At 59.9% G+C, this 23,124-nt stretch carries 23 protein-coding genes and 1 tRNA gene; 14 read left to right on the plus strand and 10 right to left on the minus strand.

Annotated elements, in window-relative coordinates; all coding sequences use genetic code 11:
• Positions 1–60: 60 nt before the first annotated feature.
• The gene (locus GT571_RS08615; RefSeq protein ID WP_161156681.1) at positions 61–480 is read right to left on the minus strand and encodes a nitrous oxide-stimulated promoter family protein; all 420 of its coding nucleotides are present in this window, start codon (positions 478–480) and stop codon (positions 61–63) included.
• Positions 480–4,037 carry a thiol reductant ABC exporter subunit CydD/CydC gene (locus GT571_RS08620; RefSeq protein WP_161156683.1) on the minus strand — a complete coding sequence of 1,186 codons (3,558 nt, stop codon included), beginning with the start codon at positions 4,035–4,037 and terminating at the stop codon, positions 480–482. The genes GT571_RS08615 and GT571_RS08620 overlap by 1 nt, the downstream gene beginning before the upstream one ends.
• 383 nt (positions 4,038–4,420) lie before the next feature.
• Here GT571_RS08620 and larC2 point away from each other — a divergent pair, with 383 nt between their 5' ends.
• From larC2 to GT571_RS08650, 6 genes are all read left to right on the plus strand, one after another.
• Positions 4,421–4,906, plus strand: a complete 486-nt coding sequence (larC2, locus tag GT571_RS08625) for a nickel pincer cofactor biosynthesis protein LarC2 (RefSeq protein WP_118385328.1) — start codon at positions 4,421–4,423, stop codon at positions 4,904–4,906.
• Positions 4,907–4,963: 57 nt separating this feature from the next.
• Positions 4,964–5,512, plus strand: coding sequence for a phosphodiesterase (gene yfcE / locus GT571_RS08630; RefSeq protein WP_117646212.1), 549 nt, complete (start codon positions 4,964–4,966; stop codon positions 5,510–5,512).
• Between the two features lie 2 nt (positions 5,513–5,514).
• Positions 5,515–6,375: a nucleoside triphosphate pyrophosphohydrolase gene (gene mazG, locus GT571_RS08635; protein ID WP_161156685.1), complete on the plus strand. Its 861-nt coding sequence runs from the start codon at positions 5,515–5,517 to the stop codon at positions 6,373–6,375.
• A 189-nt stretch (positions 6,376–6,564) separates the two neighbouring features.
• Entirely contained in the window at positions 6,565–7,854 is a 1,290-nt protein-coding gene (gene eno, locus GT571_RS08640; RefSeq protein WP_117564903.1) for a phosphopyruvate hydratase, read from the plus strand.
• 195 nt (positions 7,855–8,049) lie between these two features.
• Positions 8,050–8,811, plus strand: coding sequence for an FtsB family cell division protein (locus GT571_RS10120; protein WP_240136046.1), 762 nt, complete (start codon positions 8,050–8,052; stop codon positions 8,809–8,811).
• Between the two features lie 20 nt (positions 8,812–8,831).
• Positions 8,832–9,833, plus strand: a complete 1,002-nt coding sequence (locus tag GT571_RS08650) for a Ppx/GppA phosphatase family protein (RefSeq protein ID WP_161156687.1) — start codon at positions 8,832–8,834, stop codon at positions 9,831–9,833.
• An 85-nt stretch (positions 9,834–9,918) separates the two neighbouring features.
• Here the strand turns inward: GT571_RS08650 and GT571_RS08655 are convergent.
• Together GT571_RS08655 and GT571_RS08660 are read right to left on the minus strand one after the other, a co-directional pair.
• Positions 9,919–10,003, minus strand: a tRNA-Leu gene (locus GT571_RS08655).
• 31 nt (positions 10,004–10,034) lie between these two features.
• Positions 10,035–10,658: a hypothetical protein gene (locus GT571_RS08660; RefSeq protein WP_161156689.1), complete on the minus strand. Its 624-nt coding sequence runs from the start codon at positions 10,656–10,658 to the stop codon at positions 10,035–10,037.
• Between the two features lie 163 nt (positions 10,659–10,821).
• On the opposite strand from GT571_RS08660, the gene GT571_RS08665 reads away from it, so the two are divergent.
• Complete coding sequence (locus GT571_RS08665; protein ID WP_117564906.1) at positions 10,822–11,109, plus strand: PTS sugar transporter subunit IIB; 288 nt, start codon at positions 10,822–10,824, stop codon at positions 11,107–11,109.
• Positions 11,110–11,120: 11 nt separating this feature from the next.
• The gene (locus GT571_RS08670; protein ID WP_161156691.1) at positions 11,121–11,495 is read left to right on the plus strand and encodes a VOC family protein; all 375 of its coding nucleotides are present in this window, start codon (positions 11,121–11,123) and stop codon (positions 11,493–11,495) included.
• Positions 11,496–11,570: 75 nt separating this feature from the next.
• Here the strand turns inward: GT571_RS08670 and GT571_RS08675 are convergent, their stop codons facing one another.
• The 4 genes from GT571_RS08675 to GT571_RS08690 all read right to left on the minus strand — a co-directional run bounded on the left by GT571_RS08675 (position 11,571) and on the right by GT571_RS08690 (position 16,111).
• Entirely contained in the window at positions 11,571–12,866 is a 1,296-nt protein-coding gene (locus tag GT571_RS08675) for a sensor histidine kinase (protein ID WP_161156693.1), read from the minus strand.
• A complete protein-coding gene (locus GT571_RS08680) occupies positions 12,850–13,635 on the minus strand; it encodes a response regulator transcription factor (RefSeq protein ID WP_161156695.1) in 786 nt (261 codons plus the stop codon). Before GT571_RS08680 ends, GT571_RS08675 begins: the two co-directional genes overlap by 17 nt.
• 18 nt (positions 13,636–13,653) lie before the next feature.
• Positions 13,654–14,196: a UBA domain-containing protein gene (locus GT571_RS08685; protein ID WP_161156697.1), complete on the minus strand. Its 543-nt coding sequence runs from the start codon at positions 14,194–14,196 to the stop codon at positions 13,654–13,656.
• 475 nt (positions 14,197–14,671) lie between these two features.
• A complete protein-coding gene (locus GT571_RS08690) occupies positions 14,672–16,111 on the minus strand; it encodes a restriction endonuclease subunit S domain-containing protein (protein ID WP_161156699.1) in 1,440 nt (479 codons plus the stop codon).
• A gap of 289 nt (positions 16,112–16,400) precedes the next feature.
• Here GT571_RS08690 and GT571_RS08695 point away from each other — a divergent pair, with 289 nt between their 5' ends.
• The 6 genes from GT571_RS08695 to GT571_RS08720 all read left to right on the plus strand — a co-directional run bounded on the left by GT571_RS08695 (position 16,401) and on the right by GT571_RS08720 (position 21,213).
• A complete protein-coding gene (locus GT571_RS08695) occupies positions 16,401–17,318 on the plus strand; it encodes a hypothetical protein (RefSeq protein WP_161156701.1) in 918 nt (305 codons plus the stop codon).
• Between the two features lie 37 nt (positions 17,319–17,355).
• Entirely contained in the window at positions 17,356–18,840 is a 1,485-nt protein-coding gene (locus GT571_RS08700; RefSeq protein ID WP_161156702.1) for a VirD4-like conjugal transfer protein, CD1115 family, read from the plus strand.
• Positions 18,841–18,948: 108 nt separating this feature from the next.
• A complete protein-coding gene (locus tag GT571_RS08705; RefSeq protein ID WP_161156704.1) occupies positions 18,949–19,551 on the plus strand; it encodes a ClpP family protease in 603 nt (200 codons plus the stop codon).
• Positions 19,552–19,625: 74 nt separating this feature from the next.
• Positions 19,626–20,453 (plus strand): hypothetical protein, encoded by an 828-nt coding sequence (locus tag GT571_RS08710; RefSeq protein WP_161156706.1) that lies wholly within the window; start codon positions 19,626–19,628, stop codon positions 20,451–20,453.
• Between the two features lie 77 nt (positions 20,454–20,530).
• Complete coding sequence (locus tag GT571_RS08715) at positions 20,531–20,719, plus strand: hypothetical protein (RefSeq protein WP_161156708.1); 189 nt, start codon at positions 20,531–20,533, stop codon at positions 20,717–20,719.
• A 173-nt stretch (positions 20,720–20,892) separates the two neighbouring features.
• Positions 20,893–21,213: an HNH endonuclease gene (locus GT571_RS08720; RefSeq protein ID WP_161156710.1), complete on the plus strand. Its 321-nt coding sequence runs from the start codon at positions 20,893–20,895 to the stop codon at positions 21,211–21,213.
• A gap of 753 nt (positions 21,214–21,966) precedes the next feature.
• On the opposite strand, the gene GT571_RS08725 is transcribed toward GT571_RS08720, so the two are convergent.
• Positions 21,967–22,416, minus strand: coding sequence for a hypothetical protein (locus GT571_RS08725; RefSeq protein ID WP_204987219.1), 450 nt, complete (start codon positions 22,414–22,416; stop codon positions 21,967–21,969).
• Positions 22,370–22,804, minus strand: a complete 435-nt coding sequence (locus GT571_RS08730) for a hypothetical protein (RefSeq protein WP_161156714.1) — start codon at positions 22,802–22,804, stop codon at positions 22,370–22,372. Before GT571_RS08730 ends, GT571_RS08725 begins: the two co-directional genes overlap by 47 nt.
• Between the last annotated feature and the right edge of the window lie 320 nt (positions 22,805–23,124).

Consider the following 23,124-nt stretch of genomic DNA (forward strand, 5'->3'; position numbering starts at 1 on the left):
GGGCACGCCGGGGGTCGAAATCGATTGGAAAGGCTGCGCGGCGCGTGCCGGCGTCGGCAACTACTTGTTTCGTGCCGCCGCGCGTTTGGCCTGCACCGTTACCATCGCGTGTCTCACGGCGGTGATGGGGCGATAGCGGATCATACGCGGTCCCGACCAGCGCATGACCTCGCGGATCTTCTCGCGCATGGCAGGCCGGTAACAATGCGAAGGACAGGCCGAGCAAAATGTCTTGGTGCCCATGTGCGGGCAGTGCTCAATGCGCGCGATGGCGTATTTTTGCAGCTCGGCGCATTCGGGGCAGAGCGTAATGGTCCGAAGGCCGAGCTTCACGCGCACGGGCTCATCGTCGCCAACCTGCTCGACCGCACGTCCGCCTCCATGATGCCCACGACACCACAGCGCAATCATCTGCGACACCATTTGGGCCTCGCGCTCACGTTTGCGTGCCAGCTCCGGTGTGTCGACCGGGCGCGCCATTAGCTCAGCCTCCCGTGCTCGACCGAAAGCGAGAAATCGGCAAAGGCGCAGGTGCTGGCACGGTGACTCACGAGCACAATGGTCTTGCCGCGGCGCTTGAGCTCGTCGATCGCCTGCATCACGGACGCCTCGTTGAGGGCATCGAGCGCGCTGGTGGGTTCGTCGAGCAAGATGAAAGGTGCGTCGTTGAGGAAGATGCGCGCAAGGCCGATGCGCTGGCGCTCGCCGCCCGAAAGCGAGTCGCCCAGCTCGGCAACGGGCGTGTCGAGTCCCTGCGGCAGACGGTCGATGAGCGTGGTGAGTGAGGCAGAGCGGCAAGCGTCGAGCAGCTCTGCATCGGTGGCGCTGGCGTGCGCGACCAGCAGATTCTCGCGTACGGTGCCGCAGAACAGATGTGTGTCCTGGGTCATATAGGCCTCGTGGCTGCGCAGGCTCGCCGTGTTGATGTGGCGGGCATCGACGCCGCTCACCGTGATGGTGCCGGCTGCGGGGTCCCAAAAGCGCATGAGCAGCTTAAGCAGCGTCGACTTGCCCGAGCCCGAGCGCCCCATGATACAGGTCATGGTGCCGGGCGCAAAGGTGCAGGCCACGTCGTCGAGGATGAGACCCGCAGCGGTGTCGTTCGCGATCCGCTTTGTGGCGCCCGCGTCCACGCCGCCCGCATAGCTAAAGCTGACATGCTCGGCTGCGGCGCCGGCAAACTCAACGTCCTGTCCGTCGGCGACCTCGACGCACTGGGGCTGCTCGTCGAGCAAATCGAGTACGCGTGCGCCCGAGGCGAGCGTCTCCTGCAGTGAGGCGCCCAGGCGGCTCACGGCCATCACCGAGCCAAACGACGACACAAAGGTAAAGACGGCGACAAACGCTGCGGCAAAGTCAATCGTTCCCGCAGCTACCAGCTGCAGCGCACGTCCGAGCATCACCAGATTGGCCGCAAGAATAAGCGCATCGGCTACGGCCTCGCTGGCCGCTTGGCGGCGCTTGAGGCGCGCGTCCACGGCGCCGACTTGCTCGGTCAGCTTGCCCAGGGCACGGCTGCGATCGGCGCCACCGGCAAACTGGATGGTCTCGCCCGCGCCGCGCAGACTGTCGAGCACAAAGGCGCCCAGCTTGCCAGCGCCCTCGCGGCTCTGGCGGCCGGTGGTGCCGCATGCCTTGGCCGAGGTCAGGGGCAGCAGCACGCCCAGGACCGCGTAGGCCACGAGCGCGATGCCCGCGAGCTCGGGGCTCACAGCCAGCAAAAAGCCCTCAAACACAACGGTGCAGACCAGGGCGATGGCGATGGGCGAGATGGTGTGCGCGTAGAAGACCTCGAGCAGCTCGATATCCGAGGTGACCAGGCTCACGAGCTCGCCCTTGCCGCGGCCCTCGAGCTTAGCGGGGGCGAGCTGGCGCAGGGCGCCAAACACCAGGTCGCGAATGTGTGCGAGTAGGCGGAACGCGATGTAGTGGTTGCAGAGCTGCTCTCCGTAATGGAGCGGTCCGCGTGCGATGCCGCAGGCGGCGCAGGCCGCGCATGCCGCGATAAGACCGAGCCCCAAGGCGTTGCGGCCCAGCGCGGCCATAAGGCCAAAGGCGCCAAAGGCCGGCACGAACGCGGCGGTGAGCATGCCAATGCTGCCCAGCGCGACGGCTAGCACAAGCCAGCCGGCAAGCGGTCGGACAAGCCCCATCATGCGCCATATGATGGACGGCGCCGAGCGACGGGTGCGGCCGGAGTCAGGCGCCGCGGTAGCGGAAGACGAGCCGGCACCGTTGAGGCCATCGGTACAGGCAGTACTGCCGCCAACAGCCTCAACCGCGCCGGCATCCTCGGCATCATCCTCCGCATACGCATATGCCGAGAGTTGCTCCTGGCTGTTCCACATGCGCGCATAGGCGCCCGCGCCCGACAGGAGCTCATCATGGGTGCCGCGCTCGGCAATGTGACCGCGTTCCAGCACCAGAATCTGATCGGCGTCCACGATTGTCGACAGGCGATGTGCCACCACGATTACGGTGTGCTCGCCGGCGAGCGATGCAATGACGTCGCCGATTGCGGCTTCGCTTGCGGCGTCCACATTGCTCGTCGCCTCGTCAAACACATAGATGGGCGAGTCGTGCAGCAGGGCGCGGGCCATGCACACGCGCTGGCGCTGGCCGCCCGAAAGGTTGGTGCCGCCCTCGTTAATCACCATGTCGAGCCCGCCGTTGGCCTGCACAAAGGCCGCCACGCGCGTGCGGCCGAGCGCGCGCAAAAGCTCGGCGTCGGTGGCGTTGGGCTGGGCGAGCAGCAGGTTGTCGCGCAGGGTGCCGGCAAACAGGTAGCCGTTGGTGGGCACCAGCGTGACGGCGCGCATGAGTGAGGTGGCCGTGGCATCGCGCAGTTCAACGCCGCCAATGCGCACGCTGCCGCGGTAGGCACCCTTGCGGCCCGAGATAATCCCCGCGAGCGTGGACTTGCCGCCGCCGCTTTCGCCCACGAGTGCCACGAGCGAGCCGTGCGCAATGGTCGCGCTGGCGCTGTCCAGCACCGTGCGGTCGCCGTAGACATAACCCACGCCGTCAAGCTCGATATCGCCGCGGCCGTCAAGCTCAACATCGCCGCGCTCGGGCTCGAGCGTATCCAAAATGCCAAACATGCGGCGCGAGGCGGCCATGCCGTTCATGGCCGTGTGGAACAGCGATCCCAGGCGGCGCATGGGCAAAAAGAACTCCTGCGACAGAAAGACGATGAGGAAGGCAGCCTCAAAGCCAATCTTGCCCGTGGCGAGCTGCAGCGCGGCTACGATAATGCCGAGCGCGGCACCCATATAGACGACCAGGTCCATAACGCAAATGGAGCGCAGCTGCATCACCAGCAGGCGCATGGTCGCTGTGCGGAAACGCTCGGACTCGGCGTTGATGCGCTTGTGCCAGTCGCGGTCGGCCTGATACACCTTAAGGGTGGTAAGACCCTGAACGGCCTCCAGGAACATGCCGCCCAGATCGACGTAGCTGCCCCAATACTCGGAACCGATCTTTTTTGCGTTGCGCATGACCATCATGATGGAGACGGGGATGACCGGAACGCAGGCGAGCAGCAGCGCGGCGGGAAGACCCGCCTGGCCCACGAGCAGTACAAACAGCGTGATGGGTGCCAAGCCGGCAAAGAAGAGCTGCGGCAGGTAACCGCCAAAGTACACCTGGAGTTGCGTGGCGCCCTCGACGCTGGTCTGGACGGCCTCGGCGGTGGGGACGGTCTCGGTGTAGGAGGGGCCGAGTGCGGTGAGCTTGTCGTAGACGAGCGAGCGCACGCGGCGGACGGCCTCGAACGCGGCCTTGTCGCCGGCGCGTTGGGCCAGGTAGATGGAGGCGGCGCGCACGATGATGGCGGCGGCGAGCGGCAAGGCCGCCTGTGCGAGGGCATCGACGGCGAGCGCGGCGGAAAGACCGTCCGTGACGATGCCGCCCAAGATGCGCGCAAGCACCCACATCACCGTGATATTTGCCATGAGCGCGATCCACTTAGACAGGACGCTTGCCATAATGTAGGGCGTTGCCTGCGGAACCAGGGAGAAGAGCCGCTTCTCGAACATGAAACCTCCTATGCCGTAACGGTGCCGGGCGGGGTCCTCGGCAGCCGCTTAGTTAGCCAAATGCAACTAGAGTATCATCGGCAGATTGGTAAGTATGCCGAGGGTAATTTTTGAACGATGAACTGCGTATAAAGTTCAAAATTGTTGAGTGCAGCGAACTTTGTGGTGGACGGAGTGCGGGCGCAATTCTGATCGTGTGCGGCCCCGCTCCAAAACGTGTACGTCAGCCTCCAAAACCGACAAAAAATGACATGTTTGGAGGCTGACGTACACGTTTAGATAGGGGCGAGGGCGGCGACGGACGAAAGTCACGCCTGCGCCACGTCCGATGTGCTAGCGTTTGGGTGAACAAAACGAGCCCGCGCGGAAAGGATCCGGACCGTATGCAATGCGATAGCACATCCCCGCTGTCTCGCGAGACCGATGCGCCCGAAACTATCGTCAAGCTGGAGTGCGACATCGATGACGCGTCGCCCGAGGTGCTCGCCTACGCCGCTGACCGCCTGCGCGAGGCCGGCGCCCGCGAGGTGCACTGGCTGTCCCTCTACTGCAAAAAGGGCCGCCCCGGATGGCAGTTGCAGGTGATCTGCTCGCACGAGGATATCGAGCGCCTACAGACGATTATCTTTTTGGAGACCACGACCAACGCCGTTCGTCGCCAGGTGATGGAACGCGTCTGCCTGCCGCGTCGTTTTGAGCAGGTAGCGACGCCTTGGGGCGAGGTGGCCGTCAAAGTAGCCACCCTGCCCGACGGCAGTGAGCGTGCGGCGCCCGAGTACGAGGACTGCGCCCGTCTTGCCCGCGAGCATAATGTGCCGCTCCAGCGCGTGATGCAGGCGGCACAAGCCCCGGCACTGCGATTTGAATAGCGCGGCCGGCGACATCCCGCGCCCAGCCCCATCAACCCCACACCGAAAGGACTCCCCATGAAATACCTCATCGCTTCCGACATTCACGGCTCGGCATACTGGACCGAGCGTCTGGTCGCCGCCATCGAATCCGAGCAGCCCGACCGCATCGTGCTGCTGGGCGACCTGCTCTACCACGGCCCGCGCAACGACCTGCCGCGCGACTACGCTCCCAAGCGCGTGATTCCGCTGCTCAACGCCCTGGCCGACCGCATCATCGCCGTCCGCGGCAACTGCGACGCCGAGGTCGACCAGATGGTGCTCGACTTCCCCGTCATGGCCGACTACGCCACGCTGTTCGACGAGACCGGCCGCGAGCTGTTCCTGACGCATGGCCACGTCTTTGGCGCTGGCATGCATAACAGCGTTGACCACGCGCCCGCGCTGCCCGAGGGCTCCGCGCTCGTCTACGGCCACACGCACATCAAGGTTAACGAGGCAAGCGAGGCGCACCCGGGCCTGTGGCTCTTCAACCCCGGCAGCGTGAGCATTCCCAAGGACGGTACGCACAGCTATGGCATCTACGAGGACGGCGCGTTCCGTCACGTGATCCTGGAGGAGGAATAACCATGGCCGAGCATATGGCTCAGCAAAATGCCGAGGGTTCGCGCGACCTGTCCACGCTGGTCGACGCGTCGGCCGAGCTGCGGCATCTGGTGCAGACCATCTGGCGCCTGCGTCAGCCCGATGGCTGCCCGTGGGACCGCGAACAGACGCATCAGAGCATTGGCAAGAACATGATCGAGGAGGCCTACGAGGCGCTCGACTGCATCGAGGCCGACGATGCCACGCATCTGCGCGAGGAGTTGGGCGACGTGCTCATGCAGGTCGTACTGCATGCGCAGATTGCGGCGGATGCCGGCGAGTTTTCGCTGGCCGATGTGGCGCGCGATATCGACGCCAAGCTCATCCGTCGTCACCCGCACGTGTTTGGCGATGCGGATGCCGACAACTCCGACGAGGTGCTCAAGATTTGGGACGAGGTCAAGCTTGCCGAGAAGGCCGCCAAAGACCAGGCCGTGGCGGCAGGCGAGGCCGCGCCCGAGGGTCTGCTCGACGGCGTGCCCACGCACCTGCCGGCGCTGATGCAGGCTCAGAAGGTGTCGCGCAAGGCGGCTGCCGTGGGCTTTGAGTGGGAGACGGTCCAGGACGTGTGGGACGAGGTCGCCGAGGAGCGTGCCGAGTTTGAGGCCGAGGCTTCCGGCTCGCCCGAGCGCGAGATGGAGTTTGGCGACCTGCTCTTTGCTCTGGTCAACGTTGCGCGCAAGGAGGGAATCGACGCCGAGAGCGCCCTGCGTGCCAGCACGGCAAAGTTCCGCCGCCGCTGGGCCGCAATGGAGCAGATGGCGGCCGACGCCCACGTTGATCTGGCCGAGCTTTCGACCCACGGCCTCAATGACCTCTGGGATGCCGCAAAGGCAGAGGAGTAAGACTGCGGGGGCGACGGGACGGACTTGTCCCATCGCCCCTATTATTTTTAAAAAAGATTGTATCCCTTGGCTAACTTAGGGCATAATGCAAAAAGTGCGATAAGGCTAACTTATGAACCTGCGCGCCACTGTAGCGTGCAAGCCGTGTCGCCAAGCATTCAACCCGTTTCCAAGTGAGAGGGAGACAACATGAGCGATATTTTGGACGTCTACGGTCGCGAGGTGCTCGACAGCCGCGGCAATCCCACTGTCGAGGTCGAGGTCGTGCTCGAGGACGGTAGCTTTGGCCGCGCAATGGTGCCTTCGGGCGCTTCGACCGGCGCCTTTGAGGCCTGCGAGCTGCGCGATGGCGACAAGGGCCGCTACCTGGGCAAGGGCGTTTCGCAGGCCGTCGAGCACGTCAATAACGAGTGCGCTAACGCCGTCGTGGGCCTCGACGCCTTCGACCAGCGCGCCGTCGATGCCGCGCTGATTGCCGCGGACGGTACCCCCAACAAGACCAAGCTCGGTGCCAACGCCATCCTGGGCGTGTCGCTGGCCGTTGCCCGCGCCGCTGCCGAGTCGGCGGGTCTTTCGCTGTACCAGTACCTGGGCGGCGTCAACGCCCATCTGCTGCCCACGCCCATGATGAACATCCTCAACGGCGGCGTGCATGCCGACAATAACGTCGACTTCCAGGAGTTCATGATCATGCCGGTGGGCGCCCCGAGCTTTGCCGAGGGTCTGCGTTGGTGCGCCGAGGTCTACCACACCCTCAAGGGCGTGCTGCACGAGGCCGGCCTGGGCGGCGGCGTGGGCGACGAGGGCGGCTTTGCGCCCAACCTCAAGACCAATGCCGAGCCGTTCGAGTACATCACCAAGGCCGTGGAGAAGGCCGGCTTTAAGCCCGGCGTCGACTTCATGTACGCCATGGACCCGGCCTCGACCGAGTTCTACAACGCCGAGACCGGCATGTACGAGCTCAAGGGCGAGGGCGTGGAGTACACGAGCGCCCAGATGGTTGATTACTGGGAGAAGCTCGTCGACACCTATCCCATCATCTCCATCGAGGACGGCATGGCCGAGGAGGACTGGGACGGCTGGGTTGAGCTCACCCGCCGCATTGGCAACAAGGTGCAGCTGGTGGGCGACGACCTGTTCGTCACCAACACCGAGCGCCTCAAGAAGGGCATCGAGCTGGGTGCCGCCAACGCGATCCTGGTCAAGGTCAACCAGATCGGCACACTCACCGAATCGCTCGAGGCCATCGAGACCGCCAAGGAGGCCGGCTATGCTTGCATCGTGAGCCACCGCTCCGGCGAGACTGAGGACTCCACGATTGCCGACCTGGTCGTGGGCGTCAACGCCGGCCAGATCAAGTCGGGCGCCCCGTGCCGCAGCGACCGTATCGCCAAGTACAACCAGCTCATCCGCATCGAGGACGAGCTCGAGGGCAGCGCGCGCTATGCCGGCAAGGCCGCGTTTTACAACATTCGCTAAACGGGCGAATTTGGCGAGGGGGAGGCTGACTCGGTTCCGTCCCGCCTTGACTGGATGCTGCAAAGCGCCATGGGCGCTGGGCCATACGGCTCAGCGCCTTTTTTATGTCGAGCAAAGGCTGGCGAAGGCGGTGCGGGCGCTCGTGCTATAACTAAAGGACTTAGCGCAAACAAACCTCAACCGCACAAGGCGCACATGGATCAGATTTACGACAACAGGTACTATTCCGCCGGTTCGCGCGAGCCGTCGCCTCGCCGTGCGCGCACGGTGCAGCTCGGTGGGTCCGCCTACGCCGGCGTCGATCGCTCCACGCAGCGCCCGACAAGTACCTCGCGCTCCAATGCTCAGGTGAATACTTCGACAGATGGACCGGTGCGCCCGGCACGTTCGTCGCATACGTCGCGCCCCTCGACTCAGGCACACGACAAATCGAGCAGGCCCTCGAACCGTTTTTCGGGCTCGGACTTTATGCGCTACGCCAACGACAACGCGGTGGTCAAGGCGATCTATGACTTTACGCATGGCTCTCTGCGCCCGCTGTTTATCGGCATTGTCGTGGCGCTGGCGCTCGTGAGCCTGTATTTCCCCGTGCGCGACCTGTACGTGGCAAAGCGTTCGAGCGATATCTTGGCCAAGCAGGTCGAGATTCGCCAGCAATACAATGATGAGCTGCAAAAAAGCGTCGACAAGCTGCTCTCGGAGGAGGGTATCAAGGACGCGGCGTCCGAGGACCTGGGCCTGGTGATGCCCGGCGAGAAGAAGATTGACGTGCTAGGCTTGGACGACGATTCGGACTCGTCGTCGAGCAAAAAGTCCTCAAACGCCAAGAAGGCCAGCGAAGTGGCCAAGGAAATCGAAGAAGTCGGCAAGGACGCGCCGTGGTACATCCAGGCGCTCGACATGCTGTTTGGGTTTAACGGCGTCGAGGGTCAGACGGTCGTGTCCAACGGCAAATAGCGCCCGGAGGGGAGCCCGCAATGACAAATTGCAAACGCTATAAGGTAGCCGCGATCGACCTGGGAACGGTGTCGTCGCGACTGGTGCTGGCGCAGGCCGAGGCCGGGGCGATCGTGGAATCGTCCAAGCATACCGAGATTACCGACCTGGGCGAGGGCGTGGACGCGACGGGCCGCTTTTGCGAGGAGGCCGTTGAGCGTGTGCTCGAAGCGTGTCGTATGTTTGTGGATGAGGCGCGTGCCTTTGGGGCCGCGTGCGTCTGCACCACGTGCACGAGTGCCGCGCGCGATGCGTCCAATGCCGCCCTGCTGCTGGACGGCCTGCGCGAGTTGGGGCTCAAACCACAGGTGATTCCGGGCGAGGTCGAGGCGCGCCTGACGTTTTTTGGCGTGGCGCACGACTTTGCCGGCGAGCGCATCATCGTCGCGGATTCGGGCGGCGGCTCCACGGAGCTCGTGACGGGCGTATACGCTCCGGAGCGCAGCGTCTTTGCGCTGGAGGGAACGCGCTCGCTGGACATCGGTTGCCGTCGCGTGACGGAGCGCTTTTTCTCCGCGTTGCCGCCCGCGGATGGCGAGCTTGCTGCCGCTGCCGCGTGGGCAGGCGAGCAGTTCGCCGCCTATTTTGAGGGCCTGCCTGTCGACTTTGAGCGCGCCGAACGCCTCGTTGCGGTGGGCGGTACCGTCACCACGCTCGTGACGCTCGTTCACGAACTGGAGCCGTACGATTCGAGCTTTGTGCACCTGCGCGAGCTTTCGATGGAGCAGGTCTCGGCCGCTATCGAGCGCATGTCCGCGCTGGACGTTACGGGCATTGCCGCGTTGCCGGGCGTGCAGCCCAAGCGCGCGGGCGTGATTCTGGCCGGCGCCGTGGTGATCCGCGAGCTTATGCGCGCCGGTGGCTACAGGGCGCTTACCGTGAGCGAGAACAGCCTGCTTGCCGGTATGGCCGCCACCATCAACGAGACCCTCGACGGTAAAACCCCCACCATCGCCTGGACCCCCAGCCTCAGCACCCTCTAACTATTCCACCGCAACTTAGAGTCCCGCCGGCGTGAAAAAGAAACGAGCCCGCATCCCTTGGGGACACGGGCTCGAACGCTTCATATGGTAGGGGCGGTGGGACTCGAACCCACAATCCTTGCGGCGAGAGATTTTAAGTCTCCTGCGTATGCCAATTCCGCCACGCCCCCGTGAGACTAGAAGTCTAGCACAAGCCGTCCGTTACGCGTTGACGGCCATCGAGTGTTGGCCCGACTTCTCCAGGAACTCCTGGAACTTGGCTTCGTCGCCCTTGTTCTGGTACTGCAGGGCCAGCAGGTACTCCAAGCGGCAGCGCTTGACCGGGTCGTCGCCGACATCCTCGAGCATGCGCTCCAGCTCGGGAATGTCGTTGTGGCGCTTGAGGATCATCGTGTCGTACATCAGCTGGCATTCGTGTGCGACTGCCTCGGCCTGGCCGCCCTCAAAACCCTTGATTTCGTGCAGCAGCTCCTTGGACTTTTTGCGGTCCTCCTGGCCAACGTAGTAGTTAAAAGCCTTGATCACCAGGTCGACGCGCTGCATCTTGGGCAGGTTGAGCCCCAACAGCAAATCGAACATCTCGTCGGCGCGCTTGTGGTCCTCGCGCAGCAGATATGAGTTCAGGCGCAGGTAGTCGCGGTTATAGCGCGGGTACAGCATGCTGGTGAGTTTGGCGTCGAGCAGGCGATCGAACTCGTCCCACTGCTTGGCGGCCATAAGCTGTTGCAGGCGCTTAAATGTGGTGCGTTTTTTGACGCTAAAAAATACCGACACGGCGATACAGATAATGACGACGGCGGTCCAGAGGGTGCGGGAATCGGGCATATTAGGGTCCTTAGTCGCTCATAAAGCGAGCGGTATGACAACACGTACTGGATGTATTATACGCAGCGCGCAAGCAAACTGGCATAAAAGCTCATCGAGGCCGAGTGACATCGCTTGCTGCGGTACACTTACCTAAAGTAAACCATGAAGGGAGACATTACCTATGAAGAAGATCGTTTTGGCTTGCGGTGCTGGCGCTGCTACTTCCACGCTCGTTGCCCAGAAGGTCGCCACCCTGCTCGACGCCAACGGTTATGCCGGCAAGTATGAGATCGTGCAGTGCGCCATCTCCGAGGCTAAGGATTACTGCGACGAGGGCGCTGACCTGCTGATCGCCACCACCGTTGCCCCCGAGGGCCTCACCTGCCCGTACGTGAGCGGCGTGCCCTTCATGACCGGCATGAACCGCGTCGCTGCCGAGAAGGCCGTTCTCGACGTCATGGCTCAGTAGGCGCTGCCTGTATGAGTGAGCAGAACGCCAATCCGGTCGAGCTCTTTGGCATGCGCGTTGCCCATGTGGGCATTAACGCCACCGACCCGGCAGACGCCCTGGAGATCGCGGAGCTGTTCTCGACGATGATGGGCCTGCCCGTCATCGAGACCCCCGTTTCGTACTTTAACGATTCGCTGGTCGAGATCATGAAGCAGAACGGTCGTGGCGCCAAGGGCCACATTGGCTTTGCCGTCAACGACATCGATGCGGCCGAGAAGTGGTTTGCCGAGCGCGGGCTCGAGGTTAACGAGGAGTCGCGCGTGCTGCTGCCCGACGGCGGCACCAAACTCGTGTACTTTAAGCGCGAGTTCGCCGGCTTTGCCGTGCACCTGTGCCGCGACTAGCGCACAAGCTGCTATAGCTAGCAAAAAGGGATAGAGCCGCATGGCCTTATCCCTTTTTTATGCCGAGGGACATCCCTACCGCGGCAGGCGAATCGTAAAGCGGCTGCCGACCCCTTCGACCGAGGTCACACCGATGACGCCGCCGTGGCTATCGACAATCCACTTGGCAATGGCGAGTCCCAGACCCGAGCCCTGCGTGCCGGCATCGCGCGCGTTGTCGGCACGGTAGAACCGCTCGAACGCGTGAGCTGCGGATTCCTGGTTCATGCCGATGCCCTCGTCCTCAACGCTTATGTCGATCGTGCCCGCGCCCGCATCCGGCGTCACGCCAAACGAGATGGATGTGCCCGCGTCCGAATACTTGGCGGCATTCTGCACGATTACGCGCAGGGCCTGCTTCACGAGCGCCACGTCGACGGGCGCGTCGCAGCGCGGGTCGCTGACAAGCGCAGCGTCAAAGGCCAGTCGATACGTGTGCTCGGTATCGATCATCTGCGATTCCTCGCATACCTCGCCGACCAGTGCAGCCAGGTTAGTATTCGCGCGCCGCAGCACGGTGCGGCCGGCATCGCCGCGTGCCAAAAACAGCAGCTGCTCCACGAGCTCCTGCATGTGCTCACTTTCGGCCTTGAGGGACGCGATGGATTCCGCCAGCACGTCCGGGTCGTCTTTGCCCCAGCGGTCGAGCATGTTTACGTAGCCCTGAATCACCGCTATGGGCGTGCGCAGCTCGTGGCTTGCATCGTTGACAAAGCGCATCTGCTGCAGCTTGGCCTCTTGCATCTGGCGCAGCAGGCGGTTGAGCGCGACCTCGATGCTTGCCAGGTCGGCGTCGCCGGTGGTGACGCTCGGCGAGTCGACGCTTGCGCGCTCGATGGCCTGCTCTAGCGTTTCCATCTTGCCGCCGGAGAGCTGCATACGGCCGAGCTCGTCCACGCGCAAGGCCAGGTCGTTGAGCGGCGCCATGGTGCGGCGCACGCGCCTCGCGCCGCCGAGCATGTTGAGCACGCTGATGACCTGCCAACCCACAACGACAAGGTAGAGAGGCCATAGCGTGACGAGGTCCTGCGCGAGGGGGAAGGTCTTGCTGGTGCGCGCAAGCTCGACGGTATAGGTGAGCGTTGTCAGGTCCCAGCCGCGCGCGGGCGTCAGCGACATGCCGTGAACGGTGGCGCCGGGAATCCAGCCTGCGGTAAACGCGCTGTCGGGCAGCGTCTGGTTGTATCCATAGACGAGGATCGCCGCCGCAATCACCATCAGCAGCAGATCGAGCCAGACGTAGCCCATCAGGCGGCGCCACATATAGCCCCAGTTGATGGCGCGAGCGATAGAGGTGACGCGCTTGGCCTCAGCGTTACGCACGGCAGACATAGCCCACCCCGCGCACGGTCTGGATGATGCGGGCACCGCCGGCGTCCTCGATCTTGGCACGCAGGTGTGCGATGTGCACGTCGACGTTGTTGGCGTCGCCCACGTATTCGTAGCCCAGCGCCTCGTGCGCGATGCGCTCGCGCGTGAGCACGGTTTCGGCATGCGCCATAAGCAGGGCGAGGACGTCGAACTCGCGGGCCGTCAGCACGATGGGCGAGCCGCCGACCGTGACTTCGCGGCGGTCGGGATCGAGCGCAACCGAGTCAACGGTAAGCGCGGCGGGGGAGGGCGTGGCAGCAGCCTGGGCCGTGTCGGTTGCCGGGGACATTGTGGCGATACCGACGGCCGTGCCGCTCGCTACGCCAGCCCTGGCGCCGGCGCCGCCAACGCCCGAAGCCGTCCGCGCGGCCTCCGAGCGCTTCAGCGCCACGCGAATCCGTGCGAACAGCTCCTCGATCGCAAACGGCTTGGTCAGGTAATCGTCGGCGCCGGCATCGAGCCCGGCAACCTTATCCATCACGGCATCGCGCGCGGTGACCATGATCACCGGCACGTCCTTGTGCTTGCGGACACGCCGCAGGACCTCCATGCCGTTGAGCTGCGGCAACAGCACATCGAGCAGAATCAGATCGTAGTCGCGCTCCAGTGCCAGGTCCACGGCGGTGCGGCCGTCGGCGGCGTGCTCCACCTGGTAGCCCTCGTGCTCCAGCTCGAGCGTCACAAAGCGGGCGATTTTCTCCTCGTCCTCTACGATCAGAATCCGTGCCATGCGTGCCCCCGTCTGCGATTACTTGTCGTCGTTCAGATTTTGCTTGATGTCGTCCGCGGCATCGGCGGCGTGATTCATAAGGTTGTTGATGCTGCCGGGCACGTCACCGTCGCTGTCGATGCGGTAACGCATGCCAAAGAACAGGCCAATCAGCATCAGCCATATCGTGGCACCCCAGGCAAACAGCGCGACGATGGGGATCAGGATGGGGATGTTGAGGATGATCGCATCGCGGCGCGTGGCGATAAACTTGGTGTCCAGGCTCAGGCGGAAGAGCTTTTTGAGGTACTCCCACACGCTGTCCATCTTCTTGGAGAAGTCGGTCTTTTCGCTCGACTTTTCATAGGCGGCCTGCGCGGCGACCATCTCGGCCGAGGGCTCATCGGCCGGCGCGGACTCGGTGGCGGCGTGCGCCGACGTGGTCTGGGTCTTGCCCTGCGACTCGAGCCAAATAATGGCATCCAGAACGTTGCCGTCAGCGGCGTCGAGCGCGGCCTTGGCATCGGTGTAGCTCACGTTGCACTTGGTGCGGATGGTTTCAACTTTTTCGAGGTCGTCCATGACCTGTCCTTTCGTTCGATGGGCGCGACGCCGGACGATCTGCCCGGGCGCGAGCGTTGCGTTCGGCGGCCTGCGCTGCGCGGCGCCGCCCTTGGTCGAACTCTATAGTGCAGGTTATAGATTAAGCGATTCTTGAGCCAAGATTAATGTTGGATGAGTTTTTGGGTGGCAGTGGGGAAGGAAGAGGTGTCCTTCTGGGTAGCTAGCGGCGAGGTCTAATACTTTTCCGAGAAGTGAACGAGCTAAAACGGACTCCCGAAGCATCGACACTTTAAGGACATCGTTTCCTGCGGTTTCGATACTGGAATCCTGCGATCTTGCCGACGAAAAATGTGGATGCTTCAGGGGTCCTAAAACAGACGTTCACTTCGCGGAAAAGTATTAGACCTCGATAGCGAGGGATGGGGTACCGGTAGCAAGCCGGCGGCAGGATTAGTTCCTGTCGCCGGCTTAAGTCGTTTCTACTGCCTATGCGCTACTCGCAGGCTTGGTCGACCACCTGGGTGACGGCCTTTTTTGCGGCTTCGAGGTCGCGCTGGGCTTGGGCGACAGCGGCCTCGGCTTGTTTCTTTGCCCCTACGACCTCGGCAAAGCGATTGATGGATTCACTGTACTCGCGCGTACGCGGGTCAAGCGCCGGCGGGACTTCGATCTCAAACAGGTCGGAGGGGCGGATGGCACGGATGCTGGCTGCTTCAGTTAATGCTTGAATCAGCTTTGCCCCGTGGCCTTCGGTAAGGTATCCAACGATTATCTCCGAAAACACCACGCGCTCATCTTCGGTCATCGTTTGGAATGACGGGCGAACGACGGTGGTGTTATGTGAGGCAACTAGATGTTGCTTCGCGTCTGCGGCACTGACCACGAGCAAGTTGGATGCGCCAGAGCGACCCAGCATTCGCGGCATGACGATATCGCCGGCGCGGAGTTCGTAGCGATCGAGGACGCTGGGGTCTACCTTTACGAATTTAGAATCCGAACCATTTTGATCATCTGCAGCATCTGCGGGCAGAAGATTGCCGTCCTGAAAATCTTGAGATGAGATCCGGCGCACCTCGACTGCGTCAATGTCGTTCGATGTCGTGCTCTCGCGGGGCATGAATGGCGCGACTCGCGTAAAAGAGTCACCGAGTGTGGCGCTGTAGTTTCGGGTGATGGCGATGAGGCTGATTTTGCCTTTTGAGAGAGAGGCGTGGTGTTGGAGCAGCTCGCGCGTGGCAAAAGTGGACGTTTCGATTGGCGTCGATCTTGACGTATCGGTATCAATGCGGGCCCAGTCAGGAGAGATAGAAAAGGTGATATCAGAGTAATACGATGTTTTAGTCACATATTGAAAACGCGGTCCGGGCTCAATTGCGCTGCGAAATGCAACGCTGCGATTTCCTGAAGACAGTATGAGGAGCGCGCTTGTCATGTAGGGCCTGGGCTCGGAAAGTGGCAAATAAACGACACTCTCGATGAGCCCTTCGCGTATCAAAATCGTGCGTGCCTGCTCAGCTTTATCAAGTAAATCGGCGGGAAGCACCACGGCTGCTTGAGTGCGGCCCGAAAGGGCGAGAGCATACAGGCACCAAATAAAAGGACCCCAGTCGCAAAAATCAAGGTAGCCAGGCTCCAAATAATCGATGAGCACGGCGCAGTCTTTTTCGACATCGCGCTTGTTTGTGCGATAGTAGTTTGATGCGTCGATAAACACTGGAGCGAGCTCACCATTACTTGTATTCTGTTTACCAGGTTCAAGCTCACAAATATCGGGCACGCCGTTACCGTTTAGGGTAAAGCACTTAGCGAGATCTTCGGCATCCACAGCGCCAGGCAGACGGACAGTGAGCAAGCGACTGTCTTGTTCCAGGTTAAGCGCGCGCGAGAGGGCGGCGGCGGTGAGGCGTGGCAATGATGATGTAGTTTCACGCATGTATAGAGCCCTTTCTTCTTAGTGGGTTTATATTAGCAGAAAAATTTGAAAATTTCTAATGACGAGAACAGCGCACTGTGCTATCCTCGAAGCAATCCAAAGCCAACTCAATAGCAATTGCTTGATGCATTCGCTTTGTAGCCTTTAGGCAAACTAAGCAATCAAGCAGGACGATTTCACTTATGAAACTACAGGTTAGATCGATAATCATCGTTCTAGCGTCAGAATATTCTAGAACCTAGAACAGACTAATCGACAAACATCTGCAACCAGATAGAAAGAAGCATTCATGAAGAAACTGGACAGTATCTACGAGGCATTCCTCAGTGCGATCGACGAGGATCTCCGTGGTATGTGCGAAGAGAACGGAAAGGCAGAGCTGCCACTTCCGTGTCCGTACTGCGGCGAGAAGAACGTCGAGCGCCTGGCTAAATCGCTCGTTGGCGTGCTGGAAGAGCGCTCGCCCGATAGTCCCGGGCTGGTGCCCGAGCAGTATCGAGCCGATGTACACGAGGCCCGCGAGCTTTTGACTGCTGCGACGCTCGCTTTGCTTCCGCTGTATTTTCCCCCGCGCGATAGCCGCATAGGCAGCGTGGCGACTGTGGTGAGTATGTTTAGGCACGGGCGTACTGCGGGCTTTAAATCGGCTGGTGTTCTCTTGTTCGAGGAAGTTGCGACAGGGATGAAGTACAGCACTAAGCAGGGCGCCTATATCCCGTCCTCCTTCGTGCGCCACACCGATGGCAGAAAGCCATGCGACCGGCTGCACCGCGATGGATCGCGTGGCTTTACGGCGGATGAAGATGATGCCGTCATGTTCTATAAGCGCTACCTCAAGGTGCAACGACGTGTGTTCGATACGAGTCCGCGTTTCAACTTTGAGCTATGCGTCAAACGCCCGTTTGAGGCACTTTTGGACGAACGACACACTTTTTATTACATGGAGGAAAAGATGGAAATCGATTTGACCAACAAGGTACACGGACTCGAAGATCGCTATCTCCTCAATATCAAGCAACATAAAGATTACGACCTGCTTGACAAGCTGATGATCCATGCACTGCTTGCGTACCTGGGCGACACAACGGTCTCAACTGCTGCTCGCGAGAGTTATCTGGCGCAGGCCGAGCGCCTGATCGGCCACGCGACCAAGTCGCCGCGATCGGCCCAGTTCAATGAGGACGACGGTGCCGATCGCATTGCCTAACAACCGCCAACACCACGCACAAGAAAGGAGCCACATCATGTCAGTCATCAAGATGTTCGGCTACGAGACAGCGCAACAAACGGAGTATCAGACCAAGAAGTGGGCGACTAGGGAGGAGATGCAGACGTTGTCGTCCGGCGATGAGCAGCGCGATGTGATCCTGGCTAAGGGTGCCACGGTGGCGTTCTACGAGGACGACAAACATTGGGAGACGAGTGTGTCCAACAATGTCTTTGCCTTTGGAGGTACCGGCAGCGGCAAAACGGCGAGTTTCATTTTGCCCAACCTGCTCAATCACCACGAATGCTGTTATGTGGTCACAGACACCAAGGGTGAGCTGCTGCGCCGTACGGGGAAAGGCTTTGAAGAGGACGGCTACGAGGTAACGGTTCTCGATACTGTTAATCCCGAGCAGTCGGCCGGATACGACCCTCTGCGTTACGTGATGGATGTCGAGGATATCCCCACCACGGTGGCGGCAATCATGGAGGGGGTCGATCCTGACGGTCGTAGCCGTAGGTATGATCCGTTCTGGGATAACGCGAGCGACCTGCTGCTTCGAGCGATTGTTGGAATCCTGTATCTCCTGGAGTGCCTTGCCGGCACCCTTGCGCCGGGCGAGGACCCCAATGCTTCGCGCCGCTACCTTAAGATGAACAACGTCTTTAAGCTGGCCGCGCTCATCAAAGTCACGGGAGATGGCGAGGGGCGATTCCCGTTGGACTACCTTGTGGAGGAGGTGGAGTCCAAGGAGTTTCTCGATAAGTATGGGACGGTGAACGCAGACCTGTACGGCGTTGAGCAGTATCGCGATTTTCGAGGTGCGGCCGATAGGACGCTTAAGAGTATTCTGATCACGCTCAATGCAACCATCTCGCGGCTCAAGACGCCTCAGCTCATGCGCGTTTTTGAAAATGACGAGATGCGTCTTGATCGTATCGACGAGGGCAAGCGCGTGATCGATCTTAAGGTGAGCGACAACGACTCGGCCAATGCATGGCTTGCGAACGTTGCCCTTAAGCAGCTGTTTAACCTTGCCCAGCGCCGTGCCGATGCCAGCCCCAGCGGTCATTTGCAGCGTCGCGTGCAGTTTGTGCTCGATGAGTTTCCCAATGTGGGACGCATCCCCGATTTTGAGCGCAGCATTGCGACCGTGCGCAGTCGCGGCATTAGCTTTTTGATGTGCGCACAATCGCTGAGCCAGCTCGATGGCGTATACGGCAAATCCACGGCGCTTACCATCCTCGATAACTGCGACAGCTTGGTTTATATGGGTGGTGGCAGCAACATCGCGACGCAGAACTACATAAGCGAACTGTGTGGCGAGTCGGTTTTGGGCACCAAGTACGTGGGTGCCGAGCGCACTGCCGTAGATGTGCGCGGTTACGTGATGACCCCGGGCGAGGTGGGGCTTATGCCTCGCACCGATTGCCTGGTCAAGGTGACTGGCATGCGTCCCTTCCGCGCCAAGAAGTACTTTTGCGACGACCATCCCAATGCCGCCAAGTGGCTGACGGATTAGCCCTTGCGGCCTCGCGCATTCCGACCTGTATTTTGGCCGCATGGCGTCGTTTGCCATGAGCCGTGCGGCCAGTTCCCTTTATCGATCCCATCCAGAAAGGAATTAACCATGCCCGTTATGTACCGTGAGCCCAGCATCATCAAGAAGTCCAAGGACGGCCGCGTTGCCGCCGTCGATATGGCAAGCGAGCTGCTTAACAGCCGCGTGCTGCTGTTGGAGGGCGAGGTCAACGATGTGACCTGCAACGGCCTCATCAAGTCCATGCTGGTGCTGGAACACCAAAGTGCGACTGAACCCATCACCCTCATCATCAACAGTCCGGGCGGTAGCGTTACGGCGGGGCTGGCGCTCATCGACACTATGCAGTCGCTCGATTGCCCCGTGATCACGGTAGGCGAGGGCGTTGTGGCCTCGATGGCCGCGGTGATCCTGGCCTGCGGCGACCACCGCCAGGTGTACCGCCACACGCAGGTGCTCATCCACCAGCTGATGGGTGGCACGGGGATGGCGCAGCAGACCGATATCGAGATTGCGGCGCAGCATACGGCGGCCATGCGTGCCGAGCTGGACGAGCTGCTGGCCGAGCACGGCAGCCTGAGCGCTCAGGAGTTCCACGAGCTCACCGAGCGTGACTGCTGGTGCAACGCCAAGCGCGCCTTGGAGTTGGGCCTGGTGGACGAGGTAATTGCGCCGAGCAGGAAGGGGCTCTAGCGGGGCGTATGCCTTGCAAGCGCGTTGAGCAGGGCGAACGATCGCGTGGTTTTACTGCCAGAAAGAGGTTGAACATGAGCAGGATTTGGGATGTCGATGGTATTGAGTGGGAAGACTTGCCCACCGTGAGCGACTTGCTGTGCGCTGCGGACACAAAGATCCTGGCGCGCGAGGTTGCTCTGCGATACGGGGGCAAGCCGGACGGTCGTGGCCGTGGCGATAGCGAGCGCAATCTAAAGCGCGTCCGCCGCAAGGTCAAAAAGCTGCGGAAGATTGACCCCGAGCCCAACGACAAGATTATTTTGCTGCCCAAACATGTCATCAACCGCCGCGATGCGGGCCGCGGCTTTGGCTATTACGACGTGGAGCCGTGCGCCTTTACGCGCGGTGGTGTGCAAAAGTCAGGGGAGGGCGCGTGTGCTGAAGTGTATCCGTGGGAACTGTTCCTGCTCAACGAGGAGCCTGCAAGCGTCATTCTGGGCTATCGCGTATGGCTCGGCGGCGAATGGGACCTGTGCGAGCGCTATCGTTTTTTGGCTGTGGTGTGCGCCGGCGTGCTGCATCGCATCCGCGAGCAAAAGGAGCTGCGCAAGTGCCTCGAGGAGGACGATGCGGCCTGTGATATGGACGAGGACGAGGCAATCGAAGGGGTTCGCAATGACGTGCTGTATCCCGAGGAAGTAATCAGCGCAAAGATTGGCGGCTATTGGGATACGAGTCTGGGGCTCGATCTGCCCTGGAAGGACGAGCATTTCGAGACCTGCGTACGGATCGACAGGGCAATCGATGACCTGTTTACCGAGGAGACGAAGCGCAATGCCGAGGTGCTTGGGAGGAAGCTCGAGCGGGGGTATGAAAAACGCGGGGAAGCGCCGTCGTGCATACCTTTCACCGATGAATGAGAAAGGGTGGCGATCGTGATTTCCTCCGGGTTTATCCTGGACCTGTTAAGTGAGCGGTGCGCGGGCGAGGAGCAATCATGACTGGTCGTGGAGACAAATGGTCGAGGGAAGAAACCCTTGTGGCTCTGTTTCTGCACCTCGCCCTACCATCAAAAATGGTTGATGATACAAGCGAAGATGTCCAAGCGTTAGCTAAGGCCATTGGCAGAACGCCGGGCGCGGTTGCTCTAAAAATCTGGAATCTTGCATCTTTCGATGAGCGGTGACGTGCTCGTGGCAAGGTCGGAATGACCCATGCAAGCAAAATGGACAAGATGGTTTGGGCCGAGTATTCCTCTGCTGGTGATGAGCTTGTCGAGGAAGCAACCGAGGTTTTCCTCAATCGTTTCGATTTTGAAGAACCGCTAAGCGATGAGTTGAAGAGACGATTGGCTTTGATTTGTCAGAGGGCAAGGAGCGCGAAGCAATCGTTTCGATGCGGGTGAACCAGAAGTTCTTTCGGAATACCTTGCTCGTCAATTACAATTCAAGATGCAGTTTGACGGGGTTAACGAACAAGGCGCTGTTGGTCGCCAGCCATATCAAGCCCCGGGCAGTCTCTGATCCAAAGACGGAGCGACTTGCGCCCGACAACGGCTTGCTTTTGAACGCATTGCACGATAAAGCGTTCGATCGGGGACTAATCACCATTACGAAGGACCTAAAGATGGTGGTGTCCGGTGTGGTCGGGCACGAAACACCTGAGGACGAGTATTTGTGACGCTACAACAGAGATTCGATTACGCTTCCGAAGCGATTCGCCCCACGAGCTGAGTTCATTGAGTACCACAATGACTTGGTGTTTAAGGGGTGGAAGGAGGTGCCCTGATTTCAAATCAAAATGCTGCGGATACGGGAGCGCGCGCTCAGACGCCATTGGAGTCCATGTTGTTGCACGGGATAGTCTGAGGTATTGTCATGATGGTTTTGCCGATTGGCCTCTGAATTTCTCGGCACCGCTATCGTTTTGTCAAAAGCGGAAGCGGTGCCGGTTCGCATGGTCAACAATGTACATGTCGGGAGATGCCGCGGGCGAAGGCCCTTACCGTCTCTCATTTATAGTATTCGAGCGGTTCTTGTAGCGAAACATCCAGCGCTGCACGCTTTAGCGGTTCCGCTCTTATTTTGTACAGTTTTTCAATCAATATGTCGCGACGTACTCCATAGTGAATCTCGCTATGGCAATTGGGACAGAGACAGATTAAATTCGCTTGGACATCAAGTGAATGATTGAAATATGCTTGTGCGTTCATTGGTATTAGGCGATGGACCTCTACAAAGGGCATCTCATCTCCTTTTCTGGGAAAACGGGGATGATCGTGAGCTAACTCACAGCAATAGTGGCACTTTATGCGCGCCATCTCCTTTTGTGCATCATTAACTGTCCATTGCTGCGTTGTTATGGATTTTGATCTTGGCATAGGTTTCGATCCATCGATTTCCGCGGCCAAGGGTTGACCGTGGTGGATATCGCTCATGACGGTGCTGCCAGTCTTTTTGGCGCTTTAATATCCTGAAAAGCAATTGCTCCAGGCAATTCGGTTGGGTAAAGCTCGATTTTCTCGAAAAGGCTGTCAGATCCCTCCTTTTCTGCAATCAGGTTAAGCTGCTTGCAGATGAGTTCTTGGCGGGGAGGGCACGCAATTTCAACTTGATTAAAAAGACGTGTGATAGAGCCGCATCCAATTGCTATCTGAGTCATGCGGGCATTTCCGCCTCCTGATCGCTGGCGATCACCATCGTTGATCCGCGACTCACCACTTTTGAGCAGAGAGAGTGCGGTGTTTATCAAGCTACAGATTTTCATGACGGTGTCATTCGATGCTCCACCATTTGGAATGTCCAACCTGATGGCGGCGCCCGCATTGTTTTTTCGATCAAATGACTTTTCCATCAAGAACACCGGAAAGAAGCGCTGATGCATATGCTTTAGATTCGTCTTCATCTCGATTGAGGGCTTTTTCTACAAAATGGAGCAAGTCACTAAATTCGAATGGGTTTTGAAACAAAAGAGTGGCTATAAAGCCAGACGGATGGCGAGTAACTGGTCTAAAGGCATATTTGTAGCCGGATTGCTTCAGAATTCTTTCGATTGCGACGTTATATTCAGTCCGTGAACTCTCATTGGGGAGGCCGTTTTTGTTGCAGCGAAAAGAAATGGACCAGCTATTGTGCTGCCCGATTTTCCTATAATTGTCAGAGTTGATTAATATGCCCCCAATAATGAAAAAATCAGTCAGGGTTGCACCGAATAAGCCGGTGAGAGGGTTCAAAGCAACAGCGGAAGCAGAGTGCAAATCGTTATTCTCCATGCAAATCACCTGACAAACTCTAGAGTATGGTCGTTGAGATAGTGGGGTAAGGCGTTTTTACCCACATATTGTCTATTATTAATTTCAGATATAATTCGCAATTAGCCTGCATGGCGATTCGAGATGGCCGCGGATAATAAAAAGATGGCTTTTCTAAACAAATCAACGAAATAGGGTTGGCAGTTCTTTCAACCATCTATAAGATATTTTTTCTGCTATTTCGTGTTAATTTACGTTATTTTTGGTAGCGCGCAGAGATGTGGTGTAAGAGGCGGGGCATGCCCCGCCTCTTCTCTTTCTTGAAAGGGAGGGGACACCGC

It is taken from the genome of Collinsella aerofaciens, assembly GCF_009876115.1.
GTDB lineage: Bacteria > Actinomycetota > Coriobacteriia > Coriobacteriales > Coriobacteriaceae > Collinsella > Collinsella aerofaciens_N.

Coding starts and splice junctions, on each gene's coding strand:
- GT571_RS08615 (WP_161156681.1), bottom strand. CDS start 480: ATGGCGCGCCCGGTCGACACACCGGAGCTGGCACGCAAACGTGAGCGC.
- GT571_RS08620 (WP_161156683.1), bottom strand. CDS start 4,037: ATGTTCGAGAAGCGGCTCTTCTCCCTGGTTCCGCAGGCAACGCCCTAC.
- larC2 (WP_118385328.1), top strand. CDS start 4,421: ATGCAATGCGATAGCACATCCCCGCTGTCTCGCGAGACCGATGCGCCC.
- yfcE (WP_117646212.1), top strand. CDS start 4,964: ATGAAATACCTCATCGCTTCCGACATTCACGGCTCGGCATACTGGACC.
- mazG (WP_161156685.1), top strand. CDS start 5,515: ATGGCCGAGCATATGGCTCAGCAAAATGCCGAGGGTTCGCGCGACCTG.
- eno (WP_117564903.1), top strand. CDS start 6,565: ATGAGCGATATTTTGGACGTCTACGGTCGCGAGGTGCTCGACAGCCGC.
- GT571_RS10120 (WP_240136046.1), top strand. CDS start 8,050: ATGGATCAGATTTACGACAACAGGTACTATTCCGCCGGTTCGCGCGAG.
- GT571_RS08650 (WP_161156687.1), top strand. CDS start 8,832: ATGACAAATTGCAAACGCTATAAGGTAGCCGCGATCGACCTGGGAACG.
- GT571_RS08660 (WP_161156689.1), bottom strand. CDS start 10,658: ATGCCCGATTCCCGCACCCTCTGGACCGCCGTCGTCATTATCTGTATC.
- GT571_RS08665 (WP_117564906.1), top strand. CDS start 10,822: ATGAAGAAGATCGTTTTGGCTTGCGGTGCTGGCGCTGCTACTTCCACG.
- GT571_RS08670 (WP_161156691.1), top strand. CDS start 11,121: ATGAGTGAGCAGAACGCCAATCCGGTCGAGCTCTTTGGCATGCGCGTT.
- GT571_RS08675 (WP_161156693.1), bottom strand. CDS start 12,866: ATGTCTGCCGTGCGTAACGCTGAGGCCAAGCGCGTCACCTCTATCGCT.
- GT571_RS08680 (WP_161156695.1), bottom strand. CDS start 13,635: ATGGCACGGATTCTGATCGTAGAGGACGAGGAGAAAATCGCCCGCTTT.
- GT571_RS08685 (WP_161156697.1), bottom strand. CDS start 14,196: ATGGACGACCTCGAAAAAGTTGAAACCATCCGCACCAAGTGCAACGTG.
- GT571_RS08690 (WP_161156699.1), bottom strand. CDS start 16,111: ATGCGTGAAACTACATCATCATTGCCACGCCTCACCGCCGCCGCCCTC.
- GT571_RS08695 (WP_161156701.1), top strand. CDS start 16,401: ATGAAGAAACTGGACAGTATCTACGAGGCATTCCTCAGTGCGATCGAC.
- GT571_RS08700 (WP_161156702.1), top strand. CDS start 17,356: ATGTCAGTCATCAAGATGTTCGGCTACGAGACAGCGCAACAAACGGAG.
- GT571_RS08705 (WP_161156704.1), top strand. CDS start 18,949: ATGCCCGTTATGTACCGTGAGCCCAGCATCATCAAGAAGTCCAAGGAC.
- GT571_RS08710 (WP_161156706.1), top strand. CDS start 19,626: ATGAGCAGGATTTGGGATGTCGATGGTATTGAGTGGGAAGACTTGCCC.
- GT571_RS08715 (WP_161156708.1), top strand. CDS start 20,531: ATGACTGGTCGTGGAGACAAATGGTCGAGGGAAGAAACCCTTGTGGCT.
- GT571_RS08725 (WP_204987219.1), bottom strand. CDS start 22,416: ATGCATCAGCGCTTCTTTCCGGTGTTCTTGATGGAAAAGTCATTTGAT.
- GT571_RS08730 (WP_161156714.1), bottom strand. CDS start 22,804: ATGGAGAATAACGATTTGCACTCTGCTTCCGCTGTTGCTTTGAACCCT.